General features: G+C 71.5%; 1 protein-coding gene. It reads left to right on the forward strand.

The annotated features are described in order from the left end of the window. The coding region (locus tag EN845_RS34800; RefSeq protein WP_348631139.1) for an ATP-binding protein at positions 1–209 on the forward strand (209 nt) is incomplete at its 5' end. Positions 210–291: the final 82 nt, after the last annotated feature.

Here is a 291-nt window from a genome sequence, read left to right on the forward strand (position 1 = left end):
ATTACGGCCATGGCTTCGACGCCCGTGCCGCCGTGCTGCCGGGCCGGCTGTTCGGCAGCAGCAAGAGTGAGGGCATGGGCGTCGGCCTGGCCCTGTCCCATGCCACCATCGAACGCCTCGACGGCGAGATGTGGATGCGCCCGGCCCAGGGGGCCGGCAGCCGCGTCGGCTTCCGCCTGCCGTTGGCCCCACGCGAGGACACCCCATGAGCCTTCATCCCTCCCCCCAGGGCCTGCTGGTCGACGACGACGAGCTGTACCTGCGCACCCTGCAACGCAGCCTGGCCCGCAA

The sequence above is a fragment of the Mesorhizobium sp. M8A.F.Ca.ET.202.01.1.1 genome (assembly GCF_004791595.1).
In the GTDB taxonomy this organism is placed as follows: domain Bacteria; phylum Pseudomonadota; class Alphaproteobacteria; order Rhizobiales; family Rhizobiaceae; genus Mesorhizobium.